The sequence below is a fragment of the Chryseobacterium indoltheticum genome (assembly GCF_003815915.1).
GTDB classification, from domain to species: domain Bacteria; phylum Bacteroidota; class Bacteroidia; order Flavobacteriales; family Weeksellaceae; genus Chryseobacterium; species Chryseobacterium indoltheticum.
Genome location: NZ_CP033929.1, coordinates 3,753,132 through 3,771,918 on the forward strand (window position 1 = coordinate 3,753,132; position 18,787 = coordinate 3,771,918).

The following is an 18,787-nucleotide window of genomic DNA, read 5'->3' on the forward strand; positions in this document are numbered from 1 at the left end:
AAAGTCAATTATTTATCGGTTGCAAAATTACATTAAATTCATATGTAGATATTTATTTTTTTAAAGGTTATATGCAATCGCCAATATACATTGACTTATCTATCACTGTTAGTTATAGCGATTTCAAAGGATTGTAATTTTTAGTTGACATTAATTAAGGTTAAAATTTTTAAAAAATGTAATTTTGCTTCTATGAATTTCATTAAGAACAATCTGGCAAACGCCATTACGCTGGGCAATCTTTTTTCGGGTTGCGTTGGTGCTGTACATTTGATTTTAGGTGATTACCAAACGACTGCAATCTGCATTATTTTGTCTTTGGTTTTAGATTTTTTCGATGGTTTTGTGGCAAGAGCCTTAAAAGCCAATTCCAATTTGGGGACCCAGCTAGATTCTTTGGCAGACATGGTAAGTTTCGGGTTCATTCCGGGATTGGCGATGTTTAAAATGCTGGAACCTTTCGGAAATGAAGTTTTCGGATTGCAGCTTCCTGTTGAAATTAAATATTTCGGATTTTTAATTACGCTTTTCTCTTGTTTGAGATTAGCAATTTTTAACCTTGACGAAGAACAGAAATATTATTTTAAAGGTTTAAATACTCCTTCAAATACAATTTTGATTTTTGGGATTTATTATATATCACAATCAGGCCCTCATCAAGTGCCACAATTCTTTAATATTTCAAACTTTAATATTCTTCAAATTGGGTTATTTCCATTAATAATTTTAACAATTATTTCTTCTTGGATCCTTATCAGTCCGATTAAAATGATTGCCATGAAATTCAAATCGATGAAACTACAGGATAATTATCCGAAATTAGCTTTATTAATTGGCTCAATTCTTATTTTAGCGATATTTAAAATCGTCGGAATCCCGATGGTTATTCTTTATTATATTTTTATTTCAATTATCTTTCAAAAACAACTTAAATAGTTATGAATTATTAGTTCTCAATAACTCATAATTCATGACTTACAACTCATAACTCAGAAAAAAATGAACTTAAAACTATACAAACCGCTTTGTGTATTTGATCTTGAAACAACAGGAACCAACGTTGGAAAAGACCGAATTGTTGAAATCTGTATTTTAAAAGTAAATCCCGATTCTTCAAGAGAAAGCAAAACATGGAGAGTAAATCCCGAAATGCCGATTCCTGTTTCGTCAAGTGAAATCCATGGAATTTATGATGAAGACATCAAAGACGCACCAACTTTCAAAGAAATTGCCCCAAAAATTGTTGAGATGATTTCCGGAGCTGATTTGGGAGGTTTTAATTCAAACCGTTTCGATGTTCCTTTGTTGGCTGAAGAATTACTGCGTGCCGAATTTGATTTTGATTTAAACAAATTCAAATTAGTGGATGCACAAACAATTTTCCATAAAAAAGAACCAAGAAATTTGGGTGCCGCTTACCAATTTTACTGTGGAAAAACTTTAGAAAACGCTCACTCTGCAGAAGCCGATGTTTTGGCAACGTTCGAAGTTTTGGACGCACAAGTTGGAAAATACGATGATCTTCCTAATGAAGTTGCCGAACTCAGTGAGTTTTCTACTCAGAACAGATTTGCAGATTTAGCAGGAATGATTCATTATAACGCAAAAGATCAGGAAATTTTTGCTTTCGGAAAATACAAAGGTCAGGTTGTAAAAGAAGTTTTCCAAAAAGATTTGGGATATTTCGGATGGCTTCAAAATGCCGATTTCCCTTTATACACGAAAAAAGTTTTCACTAAAATTCAGCTTTCAAGTAAGTTTTAATCTTTTTTCAACAGCAAAAGAAATCAAAGACTTTAATTTATTTTATAAACCTTTGTCTCTTATGTGATAAAAATATCTTAATTTTCTATAAGGTATGAAAATTGAGTTATAAAAAATTAAAAAGGATGAGCAACTTAGTTAAGTTTAAATTTTACGAAACTGCACTTGAAGCCAATCGCGACAAGCAGATTCTTGCCGAGAGCAACATTAACAGTTTTATCGCAAACGAACAATTGATACAATCAGATTGGTTGCTTTCGCAGGCTGTTGGCGGAATTCAGTTACAGGTTTTTGAAGATGATTTTGAAAACGCTGAAAAGATTTTAGCTGATTATCACGAAAACAACAAATTTTCTTTAGAAGTTGAACATACTGTTGAAGATCCGAAATTTGATTTTGTCTGTCCGAAATGTGGTTCAAATCACATCTATAAAGATGACAGCTCGACAAGTTTCTTTGGAATTTCTTTGCTTTCAAGCGACAGATATGTTTGTTACTATTGTGAAAATGTGTTTACGCATTAGGAAGTTGGAAGTTTGAAGATGGGTGATGGAAGTTTAAATGATTGAGGATAAATTTTGAGATTGTTTTGCTTAAATAAACTTAGCACAAGCTAATTCCACTTTTCGCAATGATACATTTGAAATGACACGCGAAATTCCTTTGGAGGGGTGGCGAAAATTTCAAAGAAATTTTTGACGGGGTGGTTTTTAACACAACAATTTTTATTAGCCCCGATTGCAGCGACATCCTTTTGTGCAGCGCAGCGTAACAAAAGATACAGCGAAAAGCGGGAAAAAGCTTCTAAAAAAAATTAGCAATAAATAAAATGAATAATAAGTGATTCTGAGACTGCTTCTTCGCTTGGCTCATCACAATGACAAATAAATAAATTATGAAAATAATCTGCATAGGAAGAAATTACAGCGAGCACGCAAAAGAATTGGGAAATGCTATTCCCGATAAACCTGTGATCTTTATGAAGCCCGACACCGCAGTTCTGAAAGGCAATGATTTTTACATCCCTGAATTCTCGAATGATGTACATTACGAATTGGAAGTGGTGGTAAAAATCTCAAAAGGTGGAAAATATATTCAGAAAGAAGCCGCTAACAAACATTATGATGAGATTGGCTTGGGAATAGATTTTACAGCAAGAGATCTTCAGAGCGATCTGAAATCTAAAGGTCTTCCTTGGGAACTGGCAAAAGGTTTTGACGGCTCTGCAGTAGTAGGAAATTTCTTTAAAAAAGAAAATTATAATCTTGAATCTCTGAATTTTTCACTTCTAAAAAATAAAGAAAAAGCACAACAAGGAAACTCAAAAGATATGATCTTCAGTATTGATGATATTATTGCTTTCGTTTCACAGTATTTTACATTGAGAGTGGGCGACCTGATTTTTACAGGAACTCCGGAAGGTGTAGGAAAGGTATCTGAAAATGATGTATTGGAAGCATATCTTGAAAATGAAAAAGTCTTGGATCTAAGAATTATGTAACATTATCATTTGAGTTGGTCTGTTTTTTTCATATCTTTAAAAGACTAAAATTACAAATTCAAACTTATGATTAATATTATTTTACCTGTAGATTTTGGAGAGAAAACAGATCAGCTTGTAGACGGTGCCGTAAAATTTGCCAAAGAAGTAAACGGAAAGATTTGCCTCATACATGTTGCGCCGACAGATATTGGTTTTGCCATCGGAGATATGGGATATCAGTATTTTCCGGAAGTAGAAGAAAATGAGATCAGAGAAGAATTGGTGCTTCTGAATAAGATCAACCAAAGAATTCTTGCTCACGATGTAGAATGCGAGCATATTTTGAAGCAGGGCATCGCAAAAGATATTATCCTGGAATATTCTGACCTTAAAAACGCCAGTTACATTGTAATGGGTTCTCACGGAAGAAGTGGCATTTACGATGTTTTTGTAGGAAGTTTAACCAAAGGATTAACGAAAAGTTCAAAAATTCCGGTGTTGGTTCTTCCCATTCATGAATAGTTTCCAACTGAAAAAATAAAAAAGACCGATCAAAAATTTTGACCGGTCTTTTTCTATATAACCAATTAATTAACCTTCTTTTTTATAGATCGCAGGATCGTAGTAAGGGTTCTTCCCTTCTGTCGGAGAATAATACTCTTTGTCTTTGTTGTTTCCAAGATTTACTACCAAAACGTAGCACCAATATGTGAATAGTACACAGCATACTGCGAACAAAATCCAGTTTAATACGTTTCCGAAAATATCGTAGAAACCAAATGCCCATTTGAATGCATCACTCAAGAATAGAAAGAAAGACGTCATTATTTTCCTTTTTTAAATTAACTTTGCACAAATTTATAAAAAATGTTTAGATTACTTTCAAAAGAAAGCAATATTTTTTCAATTCCTGTGTATATTGGTTTTCTTCTTTTAATCGTAATATTATTTAACATACTGAATTTCAATACTTATGAGGGCGTTATTGCCGGAATTACTTTTATTGGAATTGCGCTGGGATATTTCTGTTTTAATGCGATAGATCTCAATTATCATACTCATTTGCCATTATTCCTCTACACATTTTTTATTTTTGGACTTTATGACGGTAGTATCGACCTAGGAATTGCCGTTGCCATTCTTACCAATTCTTTCCTCTTGCTACTTTTAACAAGTACTAATGAAGACCTCCGAAAGAAGTCATATGTTTTGGTAGGTTCTATTGTTGCGTTAAACTTTATATTTCTGCCGACCACCTGGCCGATGATGATTTTTGTACTGATTCACCTTATTGTTACTTCAGAAAGAATTGGCCTAAATATTTTCAGATTTCTATTGGGAATTGTCATGATTGGGTTAAGCTATTTCTCGGTAATGTTTTTCTTTCAGTTCAGCTCATGGAATACAGATTATATTCCTTTCGGAAAAATGAAAATGGTAACTGATTACTTAGACCTCTTTTCGTTGATTCCAATTGCTTTGATGCTGATCTATGCAATTTATGATCACTTTACGCATTACAATAAGAAAAGCCCGGTTAGCAGATACAAATATACTTTCCTGCTCGTTTTTTCGTTAGCACAGCTTATAACGATCATTCTTTATATGGATAAGACCTATGAGTATTTATTGCTTTTGGCTTTTCCGTCAACGATTATTTTAAGCCGTATGATGAAGTTTTTACCCAAATACTGGATGCAGGAAGCGAGTGTATGGTTAACAATTATAAGCTTAGTTGCTTTTAAGGCAGGTACGCATTTCAATTTATTTTAAAAAAAAAGATTATGATTCAAATAGACGATAAATTAATTTCTGAAGATATTTTTTCTGAAGAATTTGTTTGTAACCTTACCAAATGTAAAGGTGCATGTTGTGTAGAAGGTGATGTAGGAGCGCCTTTAGATAAAGACGAGCTTGTGATTTTAGATAATATTTATGATAAAATAAAGCCTTATCTTACAGAAGCAGGAATTAAAGCATTAGACGAGCAAGGAACATGGACAACCGATCCTATGGACGGAATGTACGTAACGCCGATGATCGAAGATGCAGAATGCGCTTATGTAACTTTTGATGATCGAGGAATTACCAAATGCGGGATCGAAAAGGCATACGAAGATGGTGCTATTGACTGGCAAAAGCCAATCTCATGTCATTTATATCCTATAAGAGTTACAGAATATTCTACATTTTCTGCTTTAAACTATCATGAATGGCCCATTTGTAACGATGCTTGTACATTAGGAAAAGAACTTCAGGTTCCGGTATACAAATTTCTTAAAACCCCTCTTACCAGAAAATACGGTGAAGATTTTTACACTACTTTGAGCGATGTTGCGGAAGAGTGGAAGAAAGAATATGGGAAATAATTATAGTTGATAGTTGATAGTTGATAGTTGATAGTTGATAGTTGAAAAATAAATGATTTTGTTGTAATCATTATTTTTTTCAATGATTTAAGGTCCCGAAGGAACGGCTTAATAAAGAAAAGGATGAAGTCCTATTAAATTAAAAACATCACAGCATTACTCTAAAAACAAACCACCGCAGAAATTTTTCTGCGGTGGTTTCGTTATATGTAATCAATTAAGATTATTTTACTGCGCTGGCTTTTACTGCTGCAGAAGTTTCTTTCTTAGGAGCACTTTCCCACCCGTCTTCAGGCATTAAAGTAGCAACGACTCTGTTTTTTGTCAGGTATTTTTTAGCAACATCCTGCAGATCTTTTACAGTCAATGCTTTTACTTTTTCCTGATAATTTAAGATGTCATACTTATCGCTTCCGTCTAATTGATTTTTAGAAATAGCATTCATCCAGTAAGAATTGTCTTTGATGTCTGTTTTGTAATCATTGATCTCCCCTTCTTTGTACTTATCAAGATCTTTTTGCTCAGGCCCTTTATCGATCAGTTTCTGAATTTCTGCAATTGCACTTTTCGTCAGTTTATCTGCATTTTCAGGTCCGCAAGGGAAGCTTAAGCTAAAGCTGTAGTTATTATAAGGTACTTTCCCCATATATCCTCTTGCTCCACCGCCGTAGATTCCGCTCTCGTCCTCTCTCAGTTTTTCAATTACTTTGATGGTAGCCACTTCACCTAAAGCTGCAAGTGCCAAAGCTTCTTTCTCGTTGTAAGTAGTTTCACCCGAATAAACGATCTGCACCAGACTCTTCGGATCTTTACCTTTTTTGTATACTTTGGTATGATCTCCTGTTATCGATCTGTAGCCGGTATCTTTGAATTTGGTTGTTTTTCCGGTCGTCGGTAAACTTGCGATATACTGTAAAACTTCATTTTTAAATGTAGCTTCATCAATATTTCCTACAAAATAGAAATGGAAATTTCCGGCATTGGCAAATTTCTCTTTATAAACATCGTATGCTTTTTTGTAATCAGTCGCCGCCCAGTCTTTTGCCAATGGAAGAATGCCGATAAATCTCGGATTTTTCTGATTCGTAAACTTAGCATGTTCACTTGCAAAATACGTCTGGGGATTAGACAGAATATTATCCAACATGGCAGACTGCTTTACAATATAAGCATTGAACGCTTCCGGATTGTAATTTAAGCCTGTAAAATAGGCATAAAGAAGCTCCATAGCCGTACCAAGATCTTTTTGATTGGTTCTACCTGATATTCCTTCCAAAGTGCTGCTGATGTAAGGATTTACGCTTACCTGTTTTCCTGCCAGATAATTGGTAAGTTCGGCTTTAGATGCGCCGTTTACTCCTGCTTCTGTTAATGCCTGATAAGCAAACTGAGTTTTATTGTAATCTGCGTCGCTCAATAACGAGTTTCCACCTAAACTTCTTGCTGAGAAAACAATTTCATCATCTTTAAAGTCTGTTTTTTTGAACGTTACTTTTGCTCCGTTGCTTAGCGTCCATGTTGTGGTGCCTAATTTTGCATCGGTTTCAGTTTTAGCAATTTTCCCGTCAGATTTAAATGGTTTTACCAGATTTTTAATGGTCGCCTTTTCTTCATAAGGTCTAAGGTCAGCCATTTTTACATCTTCAAATGTCTTTAGAACCATAGCTTCTGTAGGCATCTTTACATTGTCCTTTTTAGGACCGGTAATGATGATTACTCTGCTGTCTTCTTTTACCATTTTCTTGATCACATTATTGGTCTGAGCCAACGTAACTGACGGCAAGAAGTTTTTCACATCTTCAAATTCCCAGGCAATTCCCGGCATTGGTTCCTGCTCCAGGAAGTTTCTTACATATTCGTCTACCAAAACGTCGCTTTCCGTTTTGTCGCGGTTGTTGTACGAGCTTTCCATATTAGACATCACCTGAGATTTTGCTCTGTCGAGCTCACTTTGTGTGAAGCCAAATCTTTTTGCTCTTTCAGTTTCTTCTAAAAGTACTTTCAAAGCGTTTATCTGATTGCCCTCTTTTACCAACGCAAATCCCTGGAAAGCTTCCTTAGTTCTTGCATACGTTCCGCCGTGATAAACAGATCCGAACGTAAACGGAGGATTGTTTGAATTTACCAATTCTCTCAATCTGTTATTAAGCATCTGAGTTGCAAGATTTTCGATTAAACTTTGATTGTATTGCTCTACGGTAACATCCGGTGTATACGAGCCTTCATCCTTCATGATAAACTGAACCATAGAATTGGTAGCATCCGGATCGGTTTCTATCGCCACCAAAGTTTCTGTGTGATTCGGAAGATCAAAAGATTTTCTTTCTCTCGGCTTAGAAGGATTTTTGTATTTGCTGAAATTTTCTTTAATCTTCTTTTCTACCTCATCTACATTAATGTCTCCCACTACCACCAATGCCATCAAATCTGGCCTGTACCAGTCTTTGTGAAATTGTCTGATTACTTCAGGCTTAAAATTCTGAAGCACCTCTTTAGTACCGATTGGTAATCTATTGGCGTATTGTGATTTGTGTAATAATTTTGGCAAATATTTATCAGACATCCTCTTATCTGCACCTAAGCCTAATCTTAATTCTTCTAAAACAACACCTCTTTCTTTGTTGATCTGCTCATCGGTCAATGTTGCGTTAAAAGCCCAGTCTTCCATTACCTTTAAACCGGAATCTAGATTGCCTGGTTTATCTAAAGGAACGGGAAGCATGTAAACGGTTTCGTCAAAACTTGTGTAAGCATTAAGGTGCTGACCAAATTTCACCCCGATCGACTGTAGGAAGTCTACCAATTTATTGTCTGGAAAGTTTTTGGTTCCGTTGAAGTTCATATGCTCCATAAAGTGAGCGAGACCTCTCTGGTTTTCGTCTTCAAGAATAGATCCGGCATTGATGGCCAGTCTGAAATCAACTTTCTTTTCGGGTAATGTGTTCTTTTTAATGTAGTACTTCAATCCGTTCGGAAGAGTACCTGTTCTTACAGAAGCATCCATAGGAATATTCTGTGCAAAAGCCATAGACGACATAAAAATGACCGCAATTATGGACGATAGATTTTTTTTCATACAATTTGATTTATTTTATCTGAGATAAAAATAACATTTAATCCCATACTGAAGAAATTTAATCACTAACTATTTAGTTAAACTTGCGTTAAAGTTTAAAAACAAAAAAACCGGCAAAAGCCGGTTTCCAATATATAATTGATAATGATTATTTAAAATCTGCATCAGTAACACCAGAATTAATGGTAACTTTTGATGTTTTAATAACCACCTTCTGCCCGTTTCCTTCAGCTTCAATATCTCCCGGAAATTTGATTCCGTCTACGGTGATGTAAGATTTAATTAGCGCATCACCCACTGGCGAGTTCGATTTATACAAAAGACCTGTCGTCGTATCAAAATAGAATTTACCTTTATCTGAAGTCAGTACATTATAATCTTTACCGTCTAATTTTTCTACGGTTACCCCACTGAAATTGGCCGCATCATATCCTAAAGCATCAATCGTCTTCCCTTTTTTCAATTCAGGAATTGCCGTTGCAGGCAAATCACTTTTTGTACCCATCTGGTTAACGTATCCTTTTTCGCCATCAAACATCTGAGTAACTTCCTGGCCCATTACCGACTGCACAGATTTGAATTTGTTACCCATTTTTTTGGTATTCATCGCAATTTCCATTCCCTGAATAGACATTGTATTTTCTGTAATCGTTGTTTTTACAGATTCAAGTTTACTTTTCCCGCCAAGCCCGTTCAGGTAATTATCAATAACCTGTTGAGGAGAAAGTTTAGATTTTACCGCTGACGTTGTTTCTACCGTTGCCGTCTGCGCATTCACAGTAGTGGTAAATAGTACCGCACAGAAAAACGGAATGATGATCTTTTTCATATTAAAATATTTATTTGTTTAAAAGCTTGTGAAACCTATTTACTTCTCGCAAAAGCATAATATGATTTCATTATTAAATTAAAGGCATAAAGATAATCATATTGCATAAAAATGAAATAATCTGCAGATTAAATTCTTTAATAAACTATAGACTTTATATCAACATTAACTTTATTGGCAAAAATTTCTGACTTTGATGTACTTGTAACTCTAACTTTCGAGTAGATTAATTAAAAAAAATGAAATCCAGATCTCTTCTTTTTGAAACCAAAAAAACCTCCAATTTCTTGGAGGTTTTCATTTTGATAAGGAGCCTTGACAAGGCTATTAAGGCGTTATTATTTAGTCAAACCTTCTCGGTTAGCCGGATCTGCCGAGCCAGGTTTTCTGTTAACCAGCAATACATTATACTGATCCGTCAATGCATTCAGCTGATTGATCACGGTGGCGTAAGGTGAGGGTGGTGTTTCTATCAAAAGATGCAGTGCATCTACCCTGTTTCTAAGCGCATAGTACGCAAGATTGGTCTCTTCTCTTTTGCTTTTAATGGTGTCAGGATTAGCATCGCCGTATTCCTGCGTACGCAAAAGATATTGAGTATTGAATTCTTCATTGGCAGCTTTCATTTCATTTACCCATGATGACAGATCAAATAAGATGATGGCATCTGCAAGCTCCGATTTGTTTTCCCAATCACGGAGAAGATTATTGATGGTGGCGGTCTCTGCCTGATAATTGAGCCTGGAAATACCACTTCCATAGAGCGCCATATTGCCAAGAAGCAACTCTGCCTTTTGCTGTCTGTCGGTTTCAAAATGATAGGTGTTGCCCAAAAGAAAATAAAAAATACCGTTCACGGCATCATCTCTTCTTTCATCGAGAGCCAATAGTTCCTGTGTTTTTTCGCTTGCCAGTGCTTTTTTGTAAAGGGTTTCCAGCTCTGTGGTTCTGGCTGTGAGATCGGTAAGCTTGGCTTCAATCTCCAACTGTTGTGGATTATTCAGATTAAGGATGGCCAGATAGTCTTTTACGTATTGTAGGTATTCTGCATTACGAAGTTTAAATAAATCAATTGCGTTCATTGTTTTGTGTTTTATTAAGTTATTGATTCAATGATATTTTGAAAATATTTTTAAAGATTTCCCGAAAGCTTCTTACTAGGGTGTTTTGCCTTTTCGTGGGTTCCCGTAAGTCTGTCGCAGGGGTGAAAGAAGGTTTCAAGAGTTGCCGAAAGTTTCTTACTAGTGTACAGGAGGCTTTCGGAGGGGTATTTTAGGAGTTACTGCCCTGTTTTTGAGGATTGTTTTTTTTCATTCATTTTTTTGTGTTTTGTAGGATTGAGTTTTATTCTTCAATCTTAAATCAAATGTAAAGAATTTTTTAATAGGCAGATGAAAAAATATTTCTTATTTATCTCCTTGTTGTTATTCTATGAAAAAGTATATTACCGCTTTAAAAATCACATTTAATTTATGAAAAAAATCTATTGCTCAGGCTGTGTCTGATTCTTATAGTGGCTATCACAGCTTACTCCTGTAGAACGGATCAATTTCCCGAGGTCAGTCTTTTATTAATGACAGCTCAAAATTTCAGCTTACCTCGAAAAGAATTTCTCTTGATGAAAGTAAGCATAAAGCAAAGCTTCTTCCCGAACTGGAAAAAGGCAGAGGATAGCTTTATAAAACCAATGCACAGGGTAAAGTGGTCGATTACGGAAACTAAAGATATTGTATTAACAAAACAGTAAATAGTGAAAAATATATTATTTATATATTACTCTCAGTTAGGTTACAAACCAAAAAAACCTCCAATTTCTTGGAGGTTTTCAAATATTTATATCAGAATAAATTATTTCTTCAATTCTTCTAAAAACTCGTCGTGAGAGATTTCAGTTTCCTTTTTAGTTGCTTTTTCAAGGATAACGTCTTTCAATTTAGCCATTGCTACTTCAGAAGAAATTTGTCTTACCTGCTCTTGGTCTTTCAACATTTCAGCAGCATATTTTTGAACTTCTTCATCACCTAAGTGGTGAATTCCGTAGATTGCCAATTGATTTTTTACCAACTGCTCAGCCTGAGCCAAAACATCAGCATAATCTAATTGAATATTGTTGTCTGACATCAATTTACCTTCGATAATTTGATATTTCAATTGAGTTTTCTCAGCTTCAAGAATTGCCTGCGCCTGCTCTTCAGACTGGATGTTCTGGTTAGAGAAGATCAACCACTTCGTCAGGAAAGACTCAGGAAGTTTTACTTCTTCTTTTTCAGAAACCTGCTCCAACACTTTATTTACAAAGTGTACGTCTGCATTTTGCTGGAAGTATTCATCCAATTCAGCTTTTACTTTATCTTTAAGCTCTTCTTCAGTTTTGATGTTTCCTTCACCGTAAACTTTATCAAATAACTCCTGATTAAGTTCTGCCAAGTTTAAGCTATAGAAATCTTTTACTTTTACCTCAACTTCAGCGTGGTGTAAATGCTCAACTTCTTCTTTAGCGAAACCTAATTCTTTAGCCAAATCTTCGTCAGCAGCAAGAGTTTCTTTAGAAACTTTTACAGACTCATCCATCTTCAAACCTTTAAGCAACTTGAAAGCAGCTTTGTTTTCAGCTGTAATGGTAGCCATTTTTGGTGCGTGATTGTGCTCTCCTTCTGCACCTTCTTCTACAACCTGAGTAATCTCGAAGTTGATGTAAGAATCTTTAGTGATCTTATCTTGAGGAACCTGCTCAGCAAAACGCTTCTGCATATTTTCTATGCTCTTGTTGATTTCTTTTTCAGAAGCCGAAACTTTGTAGTGAGGTGCTTCATATTTAGCCAAATCAATAGTAAACTCAGGCTCGTAACCTACTTCGAAAGCTACTTCCAACTGCTCTGCATTATGATTAAAATCATTTACAGGCTGTGGAACCGGCTGACCAACTAATCTTAGTTTGTTTTCGTTGATATAGTTATTTAAAGCATCAGAAACTTGTTTGTTGATTTCTTCGAATGCAATCCCTGCTTCATATTGCTTTCTAACCATACTCAAAGGCACTTTCCCTTTTCTGAAACCAGGAACTTGTGCATTTTTAGCATAATTAATCAATTGCTTTTCTACTTTTTCTTTGTAGTCAGATTTCTCCAATGTTACTGTAAGCAATGCACTTACATCATCATGGTTTTTTGCGGTAACCTTCATTATTGATTAAAATTTTAGGTTGCAAAAATATGAATTTTTTATTAAAACAAGACATTCCTTTTGTTATAATACGTTAAAATAAAAAAGACATTACCGAAATAATGTCTTTTATACTTTAAAAAATTTGTCTGAGCTAACTTTTAGTGTGTATCAACAGTAATGTCTACATCACTTTCGCCTCCCTGAGTTTGCCCCAACTGGTTGGTAGCAGAAGGATAGTTTTGATTTACAGAAGTAGGCGCATGAATCAATTTAATATTCATTTTTCCTGTAGATTGTGTAGAATTAATGGTCCATTCTGTTTTTAACCCTATTTTGTTTCCGTCTGTTCTTACAATGTCGTTTGCAGCTCTCAAGACAACGATATCAGCATTTGCAGGTGCAAAAGTGATAAAATGATGATCTTTTTCTTCTACAATTTCATCTGAAGAATGGTAATGGTCGTCATGCTTGATCTGAAAATCCAGTACAGCAGTATAGGTATCTCCCTGGTGCAAGTGAAGGTGAGCATCTGCAACTCCACCAATTACGTTTACCGTTTGAATATCTGCAGCATCGGCTTTATTGGTCAATGTTAAAACCACTTTACCAATCTCGTCATGCTCATGGATATCTTCCGGGATATCATCATCTCCGTTTCTACATGATAAGATAAAAACTGTAGCTAAAAGTAATAGTGTTATGTTGAATAATTTTTTCATTTTAAATTTAATTTTAAGTATTAATAATTAGAAATTGTATTTCAGAGTAACGATAAAGTTTCTACCGGATTCCGGCATAAAATATCTCAGTCTGTTAAGATATTCACGATACTCTGTATTAAAAATGTTATTGATTCTGAAATTTAGATTCAGATTTTTAAATAGGTCTGCACCTACAGATGCATTGAATAATGTGTATGCTGAAGGAGGTGTACTGAGGTCGAGTTCTTCATTGAATGTAGTGCCATCTTCAATAAAATCAAGGTATTGATTTCTGATCGGGAAACGTTTCTGTCTGAAGACACTTTCGTTTTCCAAGCGTACATAGAAGTTTTTGGGTGTATTCAGTTTAAACTCAACCGCATTTCTCAGATTAGCCGGCATCATCAAGATCAGAGGCTCATCATGGGTAAGATCATCTCCTTTTAATGCACTGAAACTCGTATTCCATTTTAAATTATCAAGAATATTAAGTTCTGCATCTGCATCAATTCCGAAAATTCTGGCTTTAATCTGCTGATAGCTCCAAACCGGGAAAACTCCTCTGTTTGAAGATTCGATACCCGTTGGCACCTGATTGATAAAACTGTCTGAAATCATGTAATATGGATTCACCTCAACGTGCAATCCTTTCAAAACATTGAATTTCCCAATCATCGAAAGGTTAGCATTATAAACCGTTTCTTTCTGAATAGATAAATCTCCTTCCTCGATAATTGCAGCAGAATGATGAAGCCCATCAGAGAAAAGTTCTGCAGGGTTCGGAGTTCTGTCTGCTCGTGCGAAGTTTAATTTAAGTTCAAAATTATTATCGGGCTTATAATTGAATCCCAAATTGGCAGAAAAATTATGATAATCTAGGATAGGACGTGTCAAAATTCGGCTGTCGGCTTCCTGTACAAAGAACTGGGGATAACGACTTGCAAATTTTTCGTTCCAGTCTTTTGCATCATAATATTTGTAAGCATCATATCTGCTGAAATCATATCGCGCCCCGGCTTCTGCATTTAGCGTTGAACTGAATTTATATTTGAATACAGAAAAAGCACCTGCATCATACTTATAGTAATCAGGAATTAAACGTCTTGCTTTCGTTGCAGGATTTGGATAGTTATCCTGAAAACCTGCCGAAAGACCGCTTTCTAAGCTCCAGTTTCCTCGTTCTAAAAGATGAGTAAGACTGGCAGAATGTGTAATCAACCGCAGATCCATCGAAGGAAGTTCATTGAGCTCTCCTCTTCTGATATCAAATTCCTTACGGCGATTCATCTGAAAACTATATTGAAAGCTTAGTTTTCCAAAGTTTTCAAAACGTTTGTAAGCCGACAGTTTTGCAATATGATGCTCAACCTCCTGCTTAGGATTCACAATATCATAACTGAAATTATCAAGGTAATAAGGCTGTCCGAACTTGAAGACGTTTCTGAAATCTACATTATTTCCTAAATGCGCACCTTTGAAAATCCCGAATTCCTGATTGATTCCGCTGTATGAAACATCAAAACCTTGCATAAAACCATGATTTCCAAACGAGAAATTAAAAGAGTTTATTTCAGCTCCTGTATTTTGAAGCGTGTGATGTGGAATGTATAAATCTCCCAACTTTTTATAACTCCCGCCCGTTTTTACAAACCATTGGTTAGTCCACGTTTTAGCTACGTTCGCTGATATTTCACCTCCTCTACCATTAGAAATACCGGAAAGTTTTATATTTCCCATAATGGTATTTCTTTTGGGCAAAACAGCAGGTTCCAAAACTACTGCTCCGCCGACAGCATCGCTTCCATACTTCAATGCAGAAGCACCTTTCACGACATCGATGTGCTCAAAATCATTTACATCTACATTGGGAGCATGCTCTACACCCCACTCCTGTTCCGCCATCTTCACGCCATTGTTCACGATTGCAATTCGGCTTCCATACAAACCGTGAATTACAGGTTTTGAAATATTATTACCTGTTTTAAGTGCCGTAACTCCAGATATTTTCGATAACAAATTCCCCAGGTTTTCTGTAGAATTTCTTTCGATTTCCGTTTTATCAAGTGTTCGCATAATCACAGAACCTTTGGTTTTGTGGCTTCCGTGTATGGTTACGGTTTCTATATCACCCATATGGTGCTCTAAAGTAATTGCTAAATGCAAATCTCTGTTGACTCCTACATTTTCAGTATAATCATCACACAGAGCATGTTTAGCAATGAGCTGATAATTTCCTGCAGGAATATTTTTAAATGAAAACTCCCCTTTTTTATTGGTATTGGCTGTAAAATCTCCGATTTTCACCACTGCATTTTCCAGCATGGTTTTATCGTGAAAATCCTGAACAGTTCCCGCTACCGTGTAAGTTTTCTGTGCGTTTGTTATTGCAAATCCGCATAGGATAAGCAGTACACTATATATCAATTTCATTGTAAAATAGATTGATTGTGTATGTTTCAAATTACTCATTATTATAAATGAATAACATGAAAAATACATCCGTTAAAAATTTTGAATTGGATTTTTTACTTGAAACTGTAAACCTTTACGTTCAATCTTGAATCATTAAGATCTTATTGAAGTAGTTTAGAATAATTAAATTCAGCTTAGCTTTTTAAGAGATACCTAAAAAATCTATATGATTCTCTTAATGAAACTTAACTCCTAAATTTACCTTAACAGTTTTAAAAAAGTCTAGTTTAATTAAAATAACATCATGCAGCTAAAACTATTCAAATTTGAAAAATTTAAAGCAAAAAAAATCCGAAAAAGAATCTATTGATTATGAAATTGCGGGAGGTCCGCGAAGTTGAAATGAAAATTTAGTTTGTGACCAGATTTTTTCCTGTACAGCAAAAACCTGCTCTACCTCATGAGTATGTTTGATCAACGTGAAACTAAATTCGTCTGGTAATAAAGTGTTTCCTGTTGCTAAGAAATGACAAGCCAAACAGTCGCCTGCTTTTTCTTTCGCATCAGTTTTTGAAATAGAGTTTTCAGTTTTTTTAAGATTAAAATGCTTAAAATCTGCAGACTCATGGCTGTGAAAGCTTGAAGAAAAGAGCGCAAAGAAGTAAATCCCAAGCATCAGCTTTGAGATAAAATTCTTTAATTGTCTACCTTTCTTAGAAATCATTGGGCAAAATTATAAAAATAAATTAAAAACTTAGATAAAGTTTTATTAAAATGCTTTGAATAATATGTAGAAATGAATGCTGTTTTGTTACAAACCATCCAAAAAAATATTTTGAGACGCTTCGAGAACCTCAGACATCTTTAATACTAACTGTTTCCTTCATCCTGTTTGTCATTTAGTAGGAATCTATGCGGAATTTTTAGAGATTGAATTGTAAAAATCAAAGTTTAGATTCCTATGGAATGACAAATGAGACGGATATTTTTTAGTATTTAATTAGAAATTAATCCAATTGTGTTCCCAAATGTTCCCATTCCTGCAATGCAAGGTCGAGATCTTCTTTGGTTTTATTGTATTTTTCTAACGTTTCTTCAGAAGGATTTTCTTTGGTGAAAGACGCTTCGAAATTTTCTATTGCTGTTTCCAGTTCAGAAATTTTTTCTTCTACTTTCTTTAGTTTATTCTGAATACTTTTCTGTTCTTTGCTTACCATCACAGTCGATGGCACATCAGCTTTTGGCTCCACTTTAACCTCAACCTTAGCCTTAATATCATCTGTGTGAAGTTTTGCCTTCTCTGCAGAGATTTCTCTAATGCTTTCTTTCTGTCTGAAAACAAGATATTCGTTGATGTCACCTAAGAATTCTTTCATTTTACCGTCACGGAATTCGTAAATCTTGTCACAAAGCCCTTGTAAAAATTCTCTATCGTGAGAAATCACGATTAACGTTCCTTCAAATTTCTGCAAAGCCAATTTGATAATCTCCTTAGACTGAATATCCAGGTGATTGGTAGGCTCATCCATAATCAATGTGTTGAAAGGACGAAGAAGTAGTTTACAAAGCGCCAAACGGTTTCTTTCACCTCCGGAAAGTACTTTTGTCTTTTTATTTACAGCTTCACCCTGAAAAAGGAAAGATCCTAATAAATCTCTTACTCTAGGTCTTGTTTCTTCGGTTGCTGCATCTTCGGCTTCTTCCTGTACCGTTTTATTTGGCGTTAAAACTTCCTCCTGATTTTGAGCAAAGTAACCAATATTGACGTTATGGCCTAAATTCCAGCTTCCTGAATAATCTTTTATATCGCCTGAAAGAATTTTTGCCAGAGTTGTTTTTCCTTGTCCATTTTGTCCGAGAAGAGCAATTCTGTCGCCTCTTTGAACGATAAAATCTACATCATCAAAAATTTGTTTTTCGCCATACGCTTTTCCTAGATTTTCGGCTTCGAAAATAACTTTCCCGGGAACCTGTGACTGTACGAAACGGATATTGAATTTAGAAACGTCTTCATTATCCACTTCAATACGCTCTATTTTATCTAATTTTTTAATCAAAGACTGCGCAAAAGAAGCTTTTGTAGCACTTGCACGGAATTTGTTGATGTTATCTTCCATCTGCTTGATTTCCGCATCCTGATTCTTTTTAGCCTGAATCAGCTTTTCACGACGGTCTTCACGCATCACCAAATATTTGGAATAATTGGCTTTATAATCGTCTACTTTTCTGTTATTTACATCAAAAGTTCTGTTACAAACGGCTGTCATAAACTGTTTATCGTGACTTACCAGAAGAATTCCTCCCGGATAATCTTTCAAGAAGTTTTCGAGCCAGATAATCGATTCCATATCCAGGTGATTGGTAGGCTCATCGAGAAGCATCAAATCGTTTTTCTGAAGCAGCAATTTTGCCAATTCGATTCTCATTCTCCAGCCTCCGGAAAATTCGTCAGTTATTTTTTGGAAATCATCCGCTTTAAAACCTAAACCAAACAAAACTTTTTCGATATCACCTTCCAGATTATAGGCATCGTGATGCATCAAAAGATCATTCAAATCGGTCATTCTGTTAATCAAATCTGTATAAGAATCACTTTCATAATCGGTTCTTACCGTCAATTGATGATTTATTTCTTCCAGTTCATCTTTCCATGCATTAATTTGCTCGAAAGCCTGCATGGTTTCATTCCAGACAGTTCTTCCTTTCACAAAATCAAGATCCTGCTTCAGGAAACCGATGGTAATATTTCCTTCAGGAACTACGTTTCCTTCATAGAAAGTAATTTCGCCGGAAAGCATCTTCAGAAGCGTAGATTTCCCCGCTCCGTTTTTACCGACCAAACCAATTTTATCATCCTTTTTGATGGTGAAATTTACGTTTTGAAATAAATAATTACCTGAATGATGTAATCCTAAACCCTGAACAGAAAGCATTTGAAATGAATATTAAAAGTGAATATTGAATATGAATCTTTTTCGGGTGCAAAAA

Annotated in this window: 16 protein-coding genes; 7 read left to right on the forward strand and 9 right to left on the reverse strand. The window is 35.2% G+C overall.

Translation table 11 applies throughout. The features are described from left to right. The first annotated feature begins 192 nt into the window (after positions 1–192). From EG358_RS17340 to EG358_RS17360, 5 genes are all read left to right on the forward strand, one after another. On the forward strand, positions 193–936 hold the full coding sequence (locus EG358_RS17340) for a CDP-alcohol phosphatidyltransferase family protein (protein WP_076561047.1): 744 nt from the start codon (positions 193–195) through the stop codon (positions 934–936). Positions 937–999: 63 nt separating this feature from the next. After that, the gene (locus tag EG358_RS17345) at positions 1,000–1,764 is read left to right on the forward strand and encodes a 3'-5' exonuclease (protein WP_076561046.1); all 765 of its coding nucleotides are present in this window, start codon (positions 1,000–1,002) and stop codon (positions 1,762–1,764) included. Between the two features lie 125 nt (positions 1,765–1,889). Next, entirely contained in the window at positions 1,890–2,288 is a 399-nt protein-coding gene (locus tag EG358_RS17350; protein ID WP_076561045.1) for a putative signal transducing protein, read from the forward strand. A gap of 371 nt (positions 2,289–2,659) precedes the next feature. After that, positions 2,660–3,265: a fumarylacetoacetate hydrolase family protein gene (locus EG358_RS17355; protein WP_076561044.1), complete on the forward strand. Its 606-nt coding sequence runs from the start codon at positions 2,660–2,662 to the stop codon at positions 3,263–3,265. A 66-nt stretch (positions 3,266–3,331) separates the two neighbouring features. Then, on the forward strand, positions 3,332–3,769 hold the full coding sequence (locus EG358_RS17360; RefSeq protein WP_076561043.1) for a universal stress protein: 438 nt from the start codon (positions 3,332–3,334) through the stop codon (positions 3,767–3,769). Between the two features lie 69 nt (positions 3,770–3,838). Here the strand turns inward: EG358_RS17360 and EG358_RS17365 are convergent, their stop codons facing one another. Further along, positions 3,839–4,072 (reverse strand): DUF6341 family protein, encoded by a 234-nt coding sequence (locus EG358_RS17365; RefSeq protein WP_076561042.1) that lies wholly within the window; start codon positions 4,070–4,072, stop codon positions 3,839–3,841. A 42-nt stretch (positions 4,073–4,114) separates the two neighbouring features. Here EG358_RS17365 and EG358_RS17370 point away from each other — a divergent pair, with 42 nt between their 5' ends. Both EG358_RS17370 and EG358_RS17375 read left to right on the forward strand, forming a co-directional pair. Further along, on the forward strand, positions 4,115–5,020 hold the full coding sequence (locus EG358_RS17370; protein ID WP_076561041.1) for a DUF6427 family protein: 906 nt from the start codon (positions 4,115–4,117) through the stop codon (positions 5,018–5,020). Positions 5,021–5,031: 11 nt separating this feature from the next. After that, positions 5,032–5,616 (forward strand): DUF3109 family protein, encoded by a 585-nt coding sequence (locus tag EG358_RS17375; protein WP_076561040.1) that lies wholly within the window; start codon positions 5,032–5,034, stop codon positions 5,614–5,616. A 223-nt stretch (positions 5,617–5,839) separates the two neighbouring features. Here the strand turns inward: EG358_RS17375 and EG358_RS17380 are convergent, their stop codons facing one another. The 8 genes from EG358_RS17380 to EG358_RS17415 form a co-directional block, all read right to left on the reverse strand. After that, positions 5,840–8,692: a M16 family metallopeptidase gene (locus tag EG358_RS17380; RefSeq protein WP_076561039.1), complete on the reverse strand. Its 2,853-nt coding sequence runs from the start codon at positions 8,690–8,692 to the stop codon at positions 5,840–5,842. 148 nt (positions 8,693–8,840) lie between these two features. Then, complete coding sequence (locus tag EG358_RS17385) at positions 8,841–9,521, reverse strand: hypothetical protein (protein ID WP_076561038.1); 681 nt, start codon at positions 9,519–9,521, stop codon at positions 8,841–8,843. A 338-nt stretch (positions 9,522–9,859) separates the two neighbouring features. Next, positions 9,860–10,603 carry a DUF6261 family protein gene (locus EG358_RS17390; RefSeq protein ID WP_115596452.1) on the reverse strand — a complete coding sequence of 248 codons (744 nt, stop codon included), beginning with the start codon at positions 10,601–10,603 and terminating at the stop codon, positions 9,860–9,862. 766 nt (positions 10,604–11,369) lie between these two features. After that, entirely contained in the window at positions 11,370–12,704 is a 1,335-nt protein-coding gene (locus tag EG358_RS17395; protein WP_076561036.1) for a trigger factor, read from the reverse strand. A gap of 140 nt (positions 12,705–12,844) precedes the next feature. Beyond that, the gene (locus EG358_RS17400) at positions 12,845–13,405 is read right to left on the reverse strand and encodes a hypothetical protein (RefSeq protein ID WP_076561035.1); all 561 of its coding nucleotides are present in this window, start codon (positions 13,403–13,405) and stop codon (positions 12,845–12,847) included. A gap of 27 nt (positions 13,406–13,432) precedes the next feature. Continuing rightward, a complete protein-coding gene (locus EG358_RS17405) occupies positions 13,433–15,817 on the reverse strand; it encodes a TonB-dependent receptor (protein WP_076561034.1) in 2,385 nt (794 codons plus the stop codon). Between the two features lie 352 nt (positions 15,818–16,169). After that, on the reverse strand, positions 16,170–16,523 hold the full coding sequence (locus EG358_RS17410) for a hypothetical protein (RefSeq protein WP_076561033.1): 354 nt from the start codon (positions 16,521–16,523) through the stop codon (positions 16,170–16,172). 283 nt (positions 16,524–16,806) lie between these two features. Continuing rightward, on the reverse strand, positions 16,807–18,732 hold the full coding sequence (locus EG358_RS17415; RefSeq protein WP_076561032.1) for an ABC-F family ATP-binding cassette domain-containing protein: 1,926 nt from the start codon (positions 18,730–18,732) through the stop codon (positions 16,807–16,809). Positions 18,733–18,787: the final 55 nt, after the last annotated feature.

Excerpts from the sequence above, each read along its gene's own strand:
- EG358_RS17370 (WP_076561041.1), top strand. The coding sequence starts at position 4,115 with ATGTTTAGATTACTTTCAAAAGAAAGCAATATTTTTTCAATTCCTGTG.
- EG358_RS17360 (WP_076561043.1), top strand. The coding sequence starts at position 3,332 with ATGATTAATATTATTTTACCTGTAGATTTTGGAGAGAAAACAGATCAG.
- EG358_RS17375 (WP_076561040.1), top strand. The coding sequence starts at position 5,032 with ATGATTCAAATAGACGATAAATTAATTTCTGAAGATATTTTTTCTGAA.
- EG358_RS17415 (WP_076561032.1), bottom strand. The coding sequence starts at position 18,732 with ATGCTTTCTGTTCAGGGTTTAGGATTACATCATTCAGGTAATTATTTA.
- EG358_RS17340 (WP_076561047.1), top strand. The coding sequence starts at position 193 with ATGAATTTCATTAAGAACAATCTGGCAAACGCCATTACGCTGGGCAAT.
- EG358_RS17405 (WP_076561034.1), bottom strand. The coding sequence starts at position 15,817 with ATGAAATTGATATATAGTGTACTGCTTATCCTATGCGGATTTGCAATA.
- EG358_RS17400 (WP_076561035.1), bottom strand. The coding sequence starts at position 13,405 with ATGAAAAAATTATTCAACATAACACTATTACTTTTAGCTACAGTTTTT.
- EG358_RS17385 (WP_076561038.1), bottom strand. The coding sequence starts at position 9,521 with ATGAAAAAGATCATCATTCCGTTTTTCTGTGCGGTACTATTTACCACT.
- EG358_RS17390 (WP_115596452.1), bottom strand. The coding sequence starts at position 10,603 with ATGAACGCAATTGATTTATTTAAACTTCGTAATGCAGAATACCTACAA.
- EG358_RS17365 (WP_076561042.1), bottom strand. The coding sequence starts at position 4,072 with ATGACGTCTTTCTTTCTATTCTTGAGTGATGCATTCAAATGGGCATTT.
- EG358_RS17395 (WP_076561036.1), bottom strand. The coding sequence starts at position 12,704 with ATGAAGGTTACCGCAAAAAACCATGATGATGTAAGTGCATTGCTTACA.
- EG358_RS17410 (WP_076561033.1), bottom strand. The coding sequence starts at position 16,523 with ATGATTTCTAAGAAAGGTAGACAATTAAAGAATTTTATCTCAAAGCTG.
- EG358_RS17355 (WP_076561044.1), top strand. The coding sequence starts at position 2,660 with ATGAAAATAATCTGCATAGGAAGAAATTACAGCGAGCACGCAAAAGAA.
- EG358_RS17345 (WP_076561046.1), top strand. The coding sequence starts at position 1,000 with ATGAACTTAAAACTATACAAACCGCTTTGTGTATTTGATCTTGAAACA.
- EG358_RS17350 (WP_076561045.1), top strand. The coding sequence starts at position 1,890 with ATGAGCAACTTAGTTAAGTTTAAATTTTACGAAACTGCACTTGAAGCC.
- EG358_RS17380 (WP_076561039.1), bottom strand. The coding sequence starts at position 8,692 with ATGAAAAAAAATCTATCGTCCATAATTGCGGTCATTTTTATGTCGTCT.